Here is a 14,303-nt window from a genome sequence, read left to right as displayed (position 1 = left end):
CAGGATGAGTTATCAACAGAGACGTGCTGAGATTTATCATCCTATGCGAGAAGAGAATTTCTTTCTTTGGGATGTGAATAAAACGGACGGCGATGAATATGCGTTGGCTACGATTCACATCATTTCTCCTTCTTTTCGTCAAGAGATTGCTTATGCAACGGAACAGCTAGGAAAAATATTTGCCCGAACCGTTCAAGTCGTACAAAATGGGTATAATGGTTTGCTGCGGGAATTGGGACTTCCTAGAGAAACATGGAAAGCGATCCGTGTTGAGATCGATAGTCAGATCCCTACTTTAATTGGGCGTTTTGATTTTGCCAATACTCCTAAAGGACTAAAAATGCTGGAGTTTAATAGTGATACGCCGACGAGTATTGTTGAGTCTTTTTATGTGAATGATCGGGTTTGTTCTTATTTTGAAGTGGAAAATCCAAATAAAGGAATGGACCAACAGCTTACCCGTGCTTTTCAACGCATTATTGGCCGATATAGTGAGCTGGGATTTCGAACCGAACATATTTATTTCAGTGCCTTGGAATGGCATTTGGAAGATGCAGGTACCACTCGGTATTTAATGCATCTATCGGGTTTACCAGCCAAGTTTGTTCCGCTTTCTTCATTAACTGTATATGAAGACCGTCTGTATGTGGAGGATTTAGAGCAAAAAAAGCTGTTACCTGTAGATATCTTATATCGGCTGTATCCTTTGGAAATGCTGGCAGAAGCAACGGATATAGATGGATATCCGACTGGTGCTCATATATTACAGCTCATTGCCAATAAAAAAGTAGGGATTATTAATCCACCTTCAGCATTTATTGCTCAGACCAAAGCGTTGCAGGCTTTGATTTGGAGTATCCATGAACAAGGTGTTTTTTATTCTGAAGAAGAGCATGAAATTATTGAAACCTATATGATCCCTACCTACTTTGAAAATTGTTTTCATGGGCAAAAAGCCTATGTTTCAAAACCGATTTTTGGTCGTGAAGGTGGGGCTGTTCGTATTTTTGATCAACATGGTGTATTATTAGCAAAAGATCAAGCAAAACATTATTGGGAACAACCGATGATCTACCAGGAATGGGTCGAGTTGGAGCATATAGAGGTTGAAACATTGACAGGTGACTTTTCGGGACGATTGTTATGGGGATCCTTTCTGATTGACGGGGAAGCTTCTGCCATTATTGCCCGTGTAGATAAAGAAATTACGGGTGATAATTCTTATTATCTGCCTGTAGGACTGAAGTAGATGAGGGGGCCTTATTTTTTATGACGGTTTGGGATGCAGTGCTAAATGCATGTTTCTATTTATTAGTGGCAATCCCTATCATGGTTATTGGTATTTTGATTTTTGGTACAATCACTCCTTATTCTCCATTCCAATTGCTAAAAGAAGGTGCTAATTTTAATGAACCGGAAAAAATAAACCAAGCCAAAGCGGTCGCTTATGATTTGACAGGAAAAATGCTTGGTTTAGGATTTATTTTATTTTGTTCCACATTTAATTTATTTAGTTTGAAAAGACTTTTGGCTTGGGGGATGATTGGTATTATATTCCAAATCATCATCTATTATTTATTTGTGTTATGTACGCCACTAAAAATACAGTCAGAAATTGCGAAAGGGAATGTAGCTGTAGCCTTCCTTGCTTCCAGAATATGTATTGCTGCAGGACTTCTATTGGGTGGTTTGGTCAGCTTAACCTAATGAGAAGAAAAACATAATGGTCAATCGATTTTAAGCAGAAAATTTTTCTATTCTTTCAATAGATTCCCTTTCTGGCATCATTCATTTCTTTTATCTTTCTCATGACTAACGAGATGGTAGAATAAAATATATACGGAAAGGGAAGTGCTACCCGATTTGAACTCCAATCAAGGCAAAAAGTCTTGTCTAAATAGTCTTTTATCATCCATATTCGCTATAATAATTACTAAAAGGGAACTGAAGGGGTGTGTGTGTTAGCTTGAGGGATTGAACGAAATGATTCCATCCGGTGATCTTAACATTCCGAAAATATCTGCAACGGCAATTCCCTGCTGAAATTTCATTTACCTGTTAGATTGTTTAGCACATAGGAGGTAAAACTCATTTGGAAGATGCCATAGGTGTCAGTTTAAAGTTACTTTTAGTGATGTTTTTAGTATTTCTTAATGGTTTTTTTGTCGCAGCAGAGTTTGCGATTGTAAAAGTTCGATCAACGCAAATTGCCCATCTGGAAACACATCGGGGAAAAATTGCTCAAAAAGTTTTGGCCAACTTGGATGCCTATCTCTCAGCTACGCAGTTAGGGATTACACTCGCTTCTCTTGGTTTGGGTTGGGTAGGAGAACCGTTTATTGCCAAATTGTTAGAGCCATTTTTTACCTATTTGCAACTGCCTAAATGGGCTTCGCATACGGTTTCCTTTTCGGTTGCTTTTAGTTTGATTACTTTCATGCACATTGTTTTGGGAGAAATGGCTCCAAAATCATTGGCGATTCGACAAGCTGAAAAAGTAACATTGTGGACAGCACCACCTTTGAACTGGTTTTACCAGTTGTTTAAGCCTTTTATATTTATTCTCAATGGTTCAGCCAATTTGGTGCTAAAAATGTTTGGGGTTAAGTTGGAAGAGACACAACAGGTGCATACGGAAGAAGAAATTCGTATGTTGCTTGCTCAGAGCCATAAAAGCGGTGTCATTGATCAGACTGAACTGACGTTATTTGATCGTGTGTTTGATTTTACAGAACGAGTTGCCCGAGAAGTGATGGTTCCACGTGTAAAGATGGTTTGTTTATTCGAGGAAAAGTCGTTTGAAGAGAACTTTGACATTATCAAGAAGAACCATCATACACGTTTTCCTCTCTGTGGAAAAGATAAAGATGATATCAAAGGGATCATTCATATAAGGGATGTGTATGAGTGTTTGTCAGAGGGACAAAAACCCAAACTCCAGGAACTTGTCCGGCCAGCTATTGTAGTTCCAGAAACCATGGAATTGAAAGATATCTTGAAAACCTTGCAAAAAAATAAGGTAGAGATGGCCATCGTGATCGATGAATATGGAGGAACTTCCGGGCTTGTGACGACAGAAGATATCATCGAGGAAATTTTTGGTGAGATCCAAGATGAGTTTGATGATGAGAAACCATTCTTTGAAAAAAATGGAGATGAAACTTCGATTGATTCTCGATTACTTATTGAAGAAGTGAATGACTACTTTCAGATTAATATTGAAGATCCTGATAATGATACCATTGGTGGCTGGTTATTTTCACGCTTGGGGAGAGTTCCAAAAGTAGGGGATCAAGTTACATTTGAAAACTGGCTGTTTACTGTGAAAGAAGTGGAACGGTTAAGAATCTCGCGGATTTCTGTCAAACGCCATCAGTCAGTAGAAGAGAAAGCAGAAGAAAAAATCCAGGGTTGTGGTTGATCATCAAAACTTGAATGATCCTATGTATTTCTGATCGTCGAACAACTACTGTCATCCAATGTAGTTGTTCTTTTTTTGTAGTCTCTCATTCCCTTTTTTTGTTAGATCATATATACTTAAGGGTATTATTTCCAATTCATAATGACTTTGTGTAAAATGTGGGTGTTAGTTCCATTCAGATTTATTTGCTATATCTCAAAGAGTAAGAAAGGGCATTTCTCGGAAGGAAATTTTCTGTTAAAATAGAATAAAAATGACTTTTTTTGTAGAATTTGATCAAAGAAAAATAGTGTGTGAAGAGTCGATGCCAAGTGGGAGGTGAAAAAAGCAGAGAAACAAGAATAATAAGTTCAAATTATAAGATATCTAATAAGATTGACATAAAATATATAAAAAAATGTTACATAATGATAGAGATCCATAAACAAATAAAATATGGGATCCGTTAATATAAAAATAAATGGCAAGGGCTCTGAAAAGACAATGGCAAATCATCCCAGTTATTACATTTTCTCTTCTTATCCATTATGGTATAAAATATAGGTTAGTGAAAAGCAGATGCAAAATGGTAGAGTACTAAAACAAATTATTCCTGGCAGGTGGTTCTGTGATTGAGATGCATGATGTTTGGAAGGTATATCCGAATGGCGTAGAAGCGCTGCGCGGGATTGACCTGAAGATTGAACAGGGCGAGTTTGTTTACATTGTAGGGCCAAGTGGATCTGGGAAAAGTACATTGATCAAGTTGATGTATAGAGAAGAAGTACCTACTCATGGTGTTGTATTGATTAACGGTGTCAATGTCAAACGGGTACGTGACTGGAAAATCCCGCATGTCAGAAGAAAGATTGGCGTTGTATTCCAGGATTATAAATTGTTGCCCAATCTAACTGCGTATGAAAATGTTGCGTTTGCTATGGAGGCTGTAGAAGCACCCAGACGGAAAATCAAACAGCGGGTAGAAGAGGTTTTGGAACTGGTTGGTTTAACGGATCGGATGCATGCACTGCCTTCACAGCTTTCGGGTGGAGAGCAACAGCGTGTTTCGATTGCAAGGGCCATTGTCAACAATCCGACTTTTGTCATTGCTGACGAGCCAACTGGTAATCTGGACCCGGAAAACTCTTGGGATATTATGTATCTGTTAGAAGAGATCAATAATCGTGGAACGACAGTCGTCATGGCTACACATAACAAGGAGATTGTGAATACGATGAGACAGCGTGTAATTGCGATCGAACAAGGTGTTATTGTTCGTGATGAGTTAGGAGGCGAATACGGTTATGAAGATTGATACCCTCATTCGCCACATTCGTGAAGCATATCGTGGAATTAGAAAAAACAGTTGGATGAGTTTTGCGGCCATTGGAGCTGTAGCCGTGACACTCTTTATCTTTGGGATCTTTTTGATTTTCACATTTAACATTAATTTCTTAACCAAGGAATTGGACAAGCAAGTAGCCATTCGTGTCACGTTAAAAGATGGACTTAGTGCCGATGAAGAAGAAAAATTGACAGAAACCATCCAAAAAGATCCATTGGTCAAAACTGCAGAGTTTGTTCCTAAGGAAAAGGGATTAAAAGATCTGAAAGAGCAGTGGGGAAATAACAACAAATTTTTGGATGCATTACAGGATGAAGATAATCCACTGCCTGATATGATCCTTGTTCAACCCAAAGATCCCAATAAGACAAAAGAGTTAGCGGATGAATTGGCTAAGAATACAACACAGATTGAACATGTAGATTATGGTGAAGGCGTTACTGACCGGTTGCTCAGACTGTCTTCTGTAATGAGAAACATTGTTCTCTTTTTCAGTTTAGGACTGGCGCTATTAGCATCTTTCCTTATTTCCAACACGATTAAATTGACCATTATAGCACGTCGTAGAGAAATCGAGATTATGCGTCTGGTTGGAGCAAGTAACTGGTTTATTCGTTGGCCGTTTTTCTTCGAAGGAGCATTTATCGGTATTATTGGCTCCATTGTTCCAATTATTTTACTGATTACATTCTATTTCCTGTTTTATGATATTGTTAATGATGGCGAAGCGTACGGATTGTTCAAGATCATGCCTGTAGATCAATTGAGTATTCGGATTGCTATCAGTACGATGTTGATTGGTATTGCCATCGGATCGTTAGGAAGTATGATTTCTGTACGTCGTTTCTTGAAAATCTAGTATTTTTCCTATGAGGAGAGAAGGTCGTGAAGCCAAACGGGTTAGCAGGGGCTGTTGTCCTTGTCGTCATGTTCACCCTTTTATGTTCGCAACCGATCATGGCTCATAACTCCTCAGAATGGGACAGCAAGAGAAAAGCCATTAAAGACAGAGATAAAAAAGTGCAACAACTTGAAAAAAAGAAAAAGTTGATGGAAACAGATCAAGCTATTTTAATTGCACAAATTCAATCTTTGACAGAGAAGTTAAAGCTTTTTGACCAAAAAGTGTTTTCTATTGAACAAGAGTTGGAAAAAGGCCAAAATAAAATAAAACAACGGATACATCACTTGGCTAAACGAAAGGGGGAGTTGGCTCAACGGAAACAGCATGTGAAAAAACTGAGTCCACTGTATGCATGGCAAAAGTGGTTTCATTCGCGCACGTTCTTTGACTTGTTCGAACGTGCGGTTACTTCTTTCGCTGTAGCTCGCTCGGATGCACAATTCCTTGATTTATACCAATCAGAAATGCAGCTTTTGATGGATGAACAAAATGAATTAAAGACAAAGCAGGAAAAACAGAAAAAGTTGAAGCACCTTTCCAATCAGCTTTTGCGACAGCTATCACAAATGCTGCATGAAAACCAACAGCTATGGGCTCAACTTGATAAACAATTGCATCTGCTGGAAAAAGAAAATGAAGTAGCCCAACAGGAACTGAATCAGTTGGTAAATGAAAGTGTAGCCAGAGCAAAAGAGCGTGAACGAAAGAGGTTAAATCCAATTTCCCTCCGAGATCCAAACGGGATGTTCATTTGGCCAGTTGCTGGTGCGAAAATCACTTCATCTTTTGGGATGAGATGGGATCCAGTCCTTCACCAATATCGACTACATAAAGGGTTGGATATTGGTGGAAGACTGGGAGCGCCAATTCAGGCAGCTGACACGGGAGAAGTGATTGAAGCACGATCCTCAAAAAGTTATGGCTATGTTGTTATTCTTTATCATGGGAATGGATTGTCTACTTTATACGCTCATATGTATAGCCAAACGGTCAGAGTCCGCAAAGGGCAGATCGTATCACGCGGTCAAGTGATAGCTGCTGTTGGTAGCAATGGCTGGTCAACAGGACCTCATCTGCATTTTGAAGTACATCAAAATGGAAAACCAATCAATCCAAGGCCCTATTTTCATCCATCGATCTTTCACTAGATTTGCATAAGGGGGGGTCTTCAAACATTGAAGCGAAAACTAGTTGCCTGTGCATTGTCGGTTAGTTTAGCCTTGAGTCTCTCAGTATCTAATATCAGTTTTGCCGAGGGAAGCAATTCTAAACTTCAGCAAAAGAAAGAAGACCTGCAAGAAATTCGCGAAAATAAGAAAGAGAAACAGGAAGAACTGAATCAAACGAGTGAAGAGAAGGACGAACTCGAAAAGCAGATTGAACAGATCGAAAAAGAATTAACTGAATTTGATAAAAAGATGGAGGAACAGGGCCAGCAATTAGTCAAGCAGAAGAGAGCATTAGGAGAAAAAGAGAAAAAATTCCAATCGACGATTCGCCGCCTCTATCAGCAAGGCGAGTTTGGTTATATGGCTCAATTATTATCCGCCAGAAGTTTCGGGGAATTCCTGAAACGTTTTGAAAGTTTGCGTTTGCTCATTAAACAGGATAATACGGTGATTAAAAGTTATCGGCAAGATGTAGAGAAAATTCAAAAATTGCAGGATCAACTGGAGAAATTAAAAAAGGAACGCCAGCCAAAGCTGGAAGAAGCCCAGAAAAAAATGGAGGCGCTCAATGATCGCTTAAAATCGCTATCTTCAGAAGTAAGGCAGCTGGAAAAGAAAGAAGAGTTGACAGAAGAAGAATTAAATGAGATCAAAAGTTTGATTTCTTCAGGGACAGGTTCCTATTCTGGACGATTCCATTTTCCATCAACGCCAGGGAGAGTTTATTGGAACTTTGGCGAATGGCGTGGTTCTTATGCCCATAAAGGAATTGATATTCCACGGCCGGTCGGAACCCCAATTTATGCGGCAGCTTCGGGAACGGTTGTAAAAGCGGGGCCTTCTTCAGGATTTGGCTATTTGATTATTGTGGACCATGGAAATGGACTTGCGACCTGGTATGGTCATATGTACGCTTCCGGGGTTTATGTTAGCCCAGGTCAAAAAGTCAGAGCAGGACAAACCATTGGTGCTGTAGGTAATAATGGTCAAAGCACAGGTCCACACTTGCATTTTGAAGTGCGCAAAAACAATACTCCTGTTAACCCGGCTAATTATTTGCGATAACGATTATAGACAGAAGCAAGAAACGGTCAATTTGGCGGGGACTTTTTTCTGCCGAATCGACCGTTTCCATTTATGCATGGGATAAAAGGTTTGCTTGTTATAAAAAGATCAAGGTATAATTTTTTTGTGCCTGATCCTATATTTATTTTGTGCAAATGGTTACAAATAGGGAATGTTCGGATTTTTTCATAAAAGATTCACAGTCTTGGTGTGTAGAAAAAAGATAAGCTTGAAGTACAAAGTGGATGATTGTAGACAGGAGGGGGAAAGGTTTTGCAGAAGAGATGGGTGATTGGTTCTGCGCTGGTTGCCGCTCTCACTACTCTGTTTTCATATGGAAATGCTTCTGCTGAGAATACAGAAAATGCAAGAGAGAAACTGCATGAAGTACGTAAGGAGAAGAAAGATCTACTGGAAGAAATCACCAAGAATGATTCTTCGCTGAAAAAGTATACAGACCAGATCGAACAGGCAGAAAATCAAGTGATCAAAATTCAAAAACAAGTCGATCAGAAAGTCGTGGAGTGGCGTAGAGCAAAAGATGTGGAAAAGGTATATCGCGAAAAGTATAATAAAAGAATTCGTCGTTTATATCAACTAGGTGAATTTGGCTATATGCGAACATTATTATCTGCCAAATCGTTTGGCCAATTTTTAGCGCGCTTTGAATCTGTCCGTTTAATTATGAAACAGGATTATAGTTTGTTGAAAAATAGGATGGATGCGGCTGCAGCCGTGCAAAAGAAGAAATCAGAACTGGAAAATATGCGTAAACAGCAACAAAAATTGATGGATGACTCAAGGAAAGCCTATGAAGAGCTGATTAAACGTCAGGAAGATAAAAAGAGCGAATTGAAGAAATTGGCCGCACAAGAGGCAGAATATAAAGATATGGTCATGGAAATTAATAAAGAATTATTGGCAAGTGGCCGTTTGAATTTTCCGTTTAAAGAATTTACCAGAAATCCGCTTGATCGTATGCGTGTAACTTCTCACTTTAATCTATCGGGGAGGTTAGACCCTGTATTGGGTTATGTTCGGCCACACAAAGGAACTGACTTTGGTGCACCCAGAGGAACGCCGATTTATGCTCCAGGAGATGGAGTTGTTGTAGAGAATCGTCCAGCATCCGGATATGGTTGGATTTTAAGTATTTATCATGGCCATAAAGACGGTAAGCCCGTTATCTCGCGTTATGGACACTGCTATGGTTGGGATGTGACCGTTGAAGTGGGTGAAGAAGTGGAAGCCGGGCAAATGATCAGTAAAGTTGGGAACAATGGACAATCAACGGGGGCACATCTGCATTTTGAAATACGGCGTGATTTTGGCAGAGATGCACCAGCTGTGGATCCGCTGAATTGGCTAAACTAAGTGGAGAGGGAACGCTCATGGTTGAGGCTCATTTCCATTTTTTCAAGGATATGGGCTTCTCCGTTTTTCTTCTCTTTGACCTTTTTGTTTTATTTTTCTTCAGGTATACATACATTGAAATAGGTACAAGACCTTCTGCTCAACCAGCTAGCTGGGTGGTGGTCAAAGGGTGGTGTAAAGGATGACTTTTCGTACTCGTACAGTAGCGATTATTGTAGCAATAGCGGTGTTATTGAGTAGTGCTGTAACTGCTTTGGTGCTCAAATTTGATGAATTGTTGCTGGCAATTACGCAACCTGGTTTTTCGATCGGAAGCGATAGTAAAGGAATGGACGAACAGATTAACAAGTTCAAGCAGGCTTATGGTTTGATTAAAGGCAACTATATTCGTCCGATTACTGATCAGCAGCTCATTGATGGAGCTATTAAGGGAATGGTTCAATCTTTGGGTGATCCTCACTCTGATTATATGGATCCAAAAGATGCGAATGAATTCAAAACAGGACTGAGTTCTTCATTTAGTGGAATTGGTGTAGAAATTACCGTAAAAAATGGTCGATTAACCATTGTTTCTCCAATTAAAGGCTCCCCTGCAGAGAAAGCAGGATTGAAACCTGAAGATCAGATTATTAAAGTCAATGGTCAAAATATCGAAGGAATGGATTATCGGGAAGCCATCAATAAGATTCGTGGTCCCAAAGGAACAGTGGTTCATTTAGACATTGTTCGTCCGGGGGTTCAAGATGCCCTGAAAATAAGTGTCGTTCGTGATGAGATCAAGCAAAGGACAGTAGAAGCAACGATGCTTCCAGATCAGCTCGGTCATATTACGATTACGCAGTTTGCTGAAGGGACAGCCGATGATTTTGCCAAAGAATTGGCTCGCCTCGAAAAACAAGGCATGAAAGGATTAATTCTGGATGTCAGGAGTAATCCGGGCGGGTTGTTACAAGCCGTATTAAAGATGCTGGAACATTTTATTCCTGAAGGAAAAACGTTAATGATTACCCAAGATAAAGAAGGAAACAAGCAAGTATATAAATCGAAAGGGAAAGGGACCAAACCATACCCCATTGTGGTCTTGATTGATAAAGGAAGTGCCAGTGCTTCAGAGATTATGGCGAGCTCCCTGAAAGAAGCGGGTGGATATACACTGATTGGGGAAACTTCTTACGGAAAAGGAACCGTACAGTCGGCACAAACTTTTGATGATGGCAGTACATTAAAGCTGACCATGGCGAAATGGCTCACACCCAATGGCAATTGGATCGACCAACATGGTGGAACCAAAGGAGTTAAACCAGATATTCAGGTGAAATATCCAGACTATTGGACTGCAATAGCACCACGTCCCAAAGAGTCGCTGAAATTGGATCAGAATACAGTCGAAGTGAAAAACATGCAAATCATTTTACGTGCACTGGGATATCATTCTGGTCGAATGGACGGTTATTTTGATACCTCAACAGAAATAGCATTGAAAGCATTCCAACAAACGAAAAATTTGCCTGTTACGGGACAATTGGATGAAAAAACAGCTATTGAATTGGATAAAGCTTTCCTTGCATTGAAAAAAGATCCAAAGAATGATCTTCAATTGCAGGTAGCTATTCAAACATTAAAGAAAAAAATGAGGGAATAATTGGCTATGGTGAAAATTTGCCCTTTGGTACACGCATGTACTGAAGGGTTTTATTTTAAATAACCATCCATGGTCATTCTTTGCTACTTATCAAGAGAATGAAAGGATTAATGAGCCAGGTGTCGAATTACCCGAGATGGAACATTCTTTTTTTTGGAGGTAATGGTATTTGTTTACTTTTCCACAACCGTTTTGGAGTGCCTGGCTTCGATTATTTATTGATCCTTTTTGGCTGACGCTTTTTCTCCTGCCTGTTCTTCATATTGGCTATTTAAGATGGAGAGAAAAGAAGCAATTTGGAAAGATCATCCATGCTCCGATCCCTTTGGTTTTACGTACTTGGTGTTTGGGATTGGCAGTTGGCTTTTTGCTTTCTTGTTTATTGATTAAATGGAAATTTGTAATTCGTAAAGAAGAAGTGTTACTGGTATGGGGATTGACGCTATGTTTAGGTATATGGCGGATTCGGTTTGCTTGTATTTCTTATGTAGCTGGTTTACTTTCATTGGTCAGTTTGGCTTCTAAAAAATGGGGACTTGTGGCGATTTCTCTTGAAGGGTATCATTGGTGGAAAACGATAGTCAGCTTTTCAGTAGAAAACTGGTTGTGGCTTGTTGGATTGACCCATTTATTGGAGTGGGGATTGGTTCGATTATCTGGAGCAGATGGCAGTCTGCCAGTACAGGTTCACCATCGTTTAGGCCAGCCCGTTCATGCTTTTTTGTTGAGTAAAATTTGGACGGTTCCTTTTGTACTTTTAACCCACACCGGTTGGCTCATTGTACCTGTTATCATCGGTTTTTCCAGCAAGAATGCTTCTAAGCCTGTTTTGCAGCAAAAGCGGTTTGTTTCCACTTTTGTACTGATTTTTGCATGCAGTTTGTGCATCGTATTGATTCTTAGCATGTATTGGCGTCCATTACTGTGGATGGCAGCGATCCTTTCTTTTAGCGCACATGAACTGTTCTACTGGTGGGAACAATGGAGGGAAAGAAAAAGAAAGCCTCTGTTTGTATCAACAGAACAAGGGCTTAAGGTGTTGGTCGTTCTGCCATTTACCCCTGCAGCAGAAATGGGCATAAAATCGGGTGATATCATCCATCGATTGAATGGTGTACGTATTTTTACTGTTGAGGATCTAAAACGGGTTACAGACCATGCTGCGTTTTTGAAATTGGAGATATTGGATGAGAGAATGGACAAGCACTATTTACAAAAAGCCTTATATGAAGATGACCCAAAAGATCTGGGAATTATAGGAGCTATTTCGATATGGCAAACCAATATAAAGTCAAAGGAACTGGACGTAGGCTATTAAAGCAATCTCGAAGTGAGATTGCTTTTTTATAGAGGAGGAACTCATGTTCCTATGGGTGTATCGTTGTGCTATAATTAGTTCTATGAAAAGAACGGGGTGACAATCATGGGTACATTTCAATTGGTTTCTCCTTTTGAGCCCAAAGGGGATCAACCTCAGGCGATCGAAAAGCTGGTTCAAGGTTTTCGTTCCGGCAAGAAATATCAGACATTACTTGGAGCAACTGGAACAGGTAAAACATTTACCATTGCCCATACCATTGCTCGTTTAAATAAACCGACTTTAGTCATTGCTCATAATAAAACATTAGCCGCTCAACTGTGTGGAGAGTTAAAAGAATTTTTTCCTCATAATGCTGTTGAGTATTTTGTCAGCTATTATGATTACTACCAACCGGAAGCTTACATTCCACAGACAGACACTTATATCGAGAAAGATGCATCGATTAACGATGAAATCGATAAATTACGCCATTCGGCGACCAGCGCTTTGCTTGAACGGGATGACGTGATTATCGTATCCAGTGTTTCCTGTATCTATGGCTTGGGTTCTCCGATGGAGTATCGTGATTTGGTACTTTCTTTGCGTGTGGGGATGGAACGGGATCGCAATGAAATCTTACGGAAATTGGTAGATATTCAATACGAGCGAAATGATATCAACTTTACAAGGGGAACATTTCGGGTACGTGGTGATGTCATAGAGATCTTCCCTATTTCACGAAGTGAGCAGGCTGTACGGATTGAGTTTTTTGGGGATGAAATTGAAAGAATACGGGAAATCGATGTAGTCACAGGTGAGATTATGGGAGAGCGGGAGCATGTTGCCATTTTTCCGGCATCCCATTATGTCACAAGTCCACAGGTCATGGAAAGGGCTTTAAAGGATATTGAACAGGAATTGGAAGAACGGTTAGCCGAACTGCGTAGTCAGGGAAAGCTATTGGAAGCACAGCGTTTGGAACAACGTACACGTTATGATATGGAGATGATGCGTGAAGTTGGTTTCTGTTCAGGAATAGAAAACTACTCTCGGCATTTAGTAGGAAAAAAACCGGGAGAGCCTCCCTATACCCTGCTCGATTATTTTCCTGATGATTTTTTAATTGTTGTCGATGAGTCACATGTCACGATTCCCCAGATTCATGGCATGTTTAATGGAGACCAGGCAAGGAAGAATGTATTAGTAGAGCATGGATTCCGTTTGCCATCTGCCAAAGACAATCGTCCACTGAAGTTTGCAGAGTTTGAAGAAAAGATTCACCAAATCCTCTTTGTTTCAGCTACCCCAGGACCTTATGAATTGGAAAAAGCGCCAGATGTCGTTGAACAGATTATTCGTCCAACCGGACTGTTAGACCCGCTTATTCATGTGCATCCCATTCAAGGTCAAATTGATCATTTGATAGGAGAGATTCACAAGCGAATTGGGCGAAATGAACGGGTTTTGGTTACAACATTGACCAAAAAGATGGCGGAAGATCTAACCGACTATCTCAAGGAGATCGGGATCAAGGTTCGGTATTTGCACTCTGATATCAAAACGATTGAGCGGATGCAGATCATTCGTGATTTGCGTTTGGGTGAGTTTGACGTATTGGTAGGAATCAATTTATTGCGGGAAGGCTTGGATTTACCAGAAGTTTCGTTAGTCGCGATTTTGGATGCAGATAAGGAAGGATTCTTGCGCTCGGAACGTTCGCTCATCCAAACGATGGGGCGAGCTGCACGAAATGCCAATGGAGAAGTCATTATGTATGCAGATACCATTACAGAATCAATGAGAAAGGCAATTGACGAGACAGAACGTCGGCGCAAAATCCAAATGGAATATAATCAAAAACATGGGATTATACCCCAAACAGTGAAAAAGAAAGTGCACGATGTGATAGAGGCAACCAAAGTGGCAGAAGAAAAAGCCAGCTATAACGTCAAACTGGATATGAAGAAAATGAGCAAAAAAGAACGCCAAAAGCTGATTGAAAAATTGGAGAAAGAAATGAAACAAGCGGCGAGAGAATTAAACTTTGAGCGGGCCGCTGAATTGCGTGATATGATTATCGAACTTAAAGCGGAAGGAGCTTAAG

At 40.1% G+C, this 14,303-nt stretch carries 11 protein-coding genes; all 11 read left to right on the top strand.

Annotated elements, in window-relative coordinates; all coding sequences use genetic code 11:
* Window positions 1-4: 4 nt before the first annotated feature.
* The 11 genes from BMZ78_RS01100 to uvrB all read left to right on the top strand — a co-directional run bounded on the left by BMZ78_RS01100 (window position 5) and on the right by uvrB (window position 14,302).
* Entirely contained in the window at window positions 5-1,249 is a 1,245-nt protein-coding gene (locus tag BMZ78_RS01100) for a glutathionylspermidine synthase family protein (RefSeq protein ID WP_093227223.1), read from the top strand.
* Between the two features lie 20 nt (window positions 1,250-1,269).
* On the top strand, window positions 1,270-1,707 hold the full coding sequence (locus BMZ78_RS01095; RefSeq protein ID WP_093227221.1) for a DUF350 domain-containing protein: 438 nt from the start codon (window positions 1,270-1,272) through the stop codon (window positions 1,705-1,707).
* A 385-nt stretch (window positions 1,708-2,092) separates the two neighbouring features.
* On the top strand, window positions 2,093-3,421 hold the full coding sequence (locus tag BMZ78_RS01090; protein WP_341849618.1) for a hemolysin family protein: 1,329 nt from the start codon (window positions 2,093-2,095) through the stop codon (window positions 3,419-3,421).
* 607 nt (window positions 3,422-4,028) lie between these two features.
* Window positions 4,029-4,715, top strand: a complete 687-nt coding sequence (gene ftsE / locus BMZ78_RS01085) for a cell division ATP-binding protein FtsE (protein ID WP_093227219.1) — start codon at window positions 4,029-4,031, stop codon at window positions 4,713-4,715.
* Window positions 4,705-5,604 (top strand): permease-like cell division protein FtsX, encoded by a 900-nt coding sequence (gene ftsX, locus BMZ78_RS01080; protein ID WP_093227217.1) that lies wholly within the window; start codon window positions 4,705-4,707, stop codon window positions 5,602-5,604. Before ftsE ends, ftsX begins: the two co-directional genes overlap by 11 nt.
* Before the next feature lie 26 nt (window positions 5,605-5,630).
* The gene (locus tag BMZ78_RS01075) at window positions 5,631-6,797 is read left to right on the top strand and encodes a murein hydrolase activator EnvC family protein (protein WP_093227215.1); all 1,167 of its coding nucleotides are present in this window, start codon (window positions 5,631-5,633) and stop codon (window positions 6,795-6,797) included.
* Window positions 6,798-6,824: 27 nt separating this feature from the next.
* Entirely contained in the window at window positions 6,825-7,883 is a 1,059-nt protein-coding gene (locus BMZ78_RS01070; RefSeq protein ID WP_139203241.1) for a murein hydrolase activator EnvC family protein, read from the top strand.
* 273 nt (window positions 7,884-8,156) lie between these two features.
* The gene (locus tag BMZ78_RS01065) at window positions 8,157-9,257 is read left to right on the top strand and encodes a murein hydrolase activator EnvC family protein (RefSeq protein ID WP_093227213.1); all 1,101 of its coding nucleotides are present in this window, start codon (window positions 8,157-8,159) and stop codon (window positions 9,255-9,257) included.
* 181 nt (window positions 9,258-9,438) lie between these two features.
* Entirely contained in the window at window positions 9,439-10,899 is a 1,461-nt protein-coding gene (locus BMZ78_RS01060) for a S41 family peptidase (protein WP_093227211.1), read from the top strand.
* 169 nt (window positions 10,900-11,068) lie between these two features.
* Complete coding sequence (locus tag BMZ78_RS01055) at window positions 11,069-12,217, top strand: PDZ domain-containing protein (RefSeq protein ID WP_093227209.1); 1,149 nt, start codon at window positions 11,069-11,071, stop codon at window positions 12,215-12,217.
* A 102-nt stretch (window positions 12,218-12,319) separates the two neighbouring features.
* Entirely contained in the window at window positions 12,320-14,302 is a 1,983-nt protein-coding gene (gene uvrB, locus BMZ78_RS01050; protein WP_175482246.1) for an excinuclease ABC subunit UvrB, read from the top strand.
* Window position 14,303: the final 1 nt, after the last annotated feature.

Origin of the sequence: Thermoflavimicrobium dichotomicum, from assembly GCF_900114055.1 — a bacterium.
In the GTDB taxonomy this organism is placed as follows: Bacteria; Bacillota; Bacilli; order Thermoactinomycetales; family Thermoactinomycetaceae; genus Thermoflavimicrobium; species Thermoflavimicrobium dichotomicum.
The sequence above is the reverse complement of the archived record's forward strand: the minus strand, read 5'-3'. Positions and strand labels throughout refer to the sequence as shown.

What these genes read in the sequence shown, in the direction of transcription:
- BMZ78_RS01100 (WP_093227223.1), top strand. Translation starts at nt 5, where the DNA reads ATGAGTTATCAACAGAGACGTGCTGAGATTTATCATCCTATGCGAGAA.
- BMZ78_RS01095 (WP_093227221.1), top strand. Translation starts at nt 1,270, where the DNA reads ATGACGGTTTGGGATGCAGTGCTAAATGCATGTTTCTATTTATTAGTG.
- ftsX (WP_093227217.1), top strand. Translation starts at nt 4,705, where the DNA reads ATGAAGATTGATACCCTCATTCGCCACATTCGTGAAGCATATCGTGGA.
- BMZ78_RS01060 (WP_093227211.1), top strand. Translation starts at nt 9,439, where the DNA reads ATGACTTTTCGTACTCGTACAGTAGCGATTATTGTAGCAATAGCGGTG.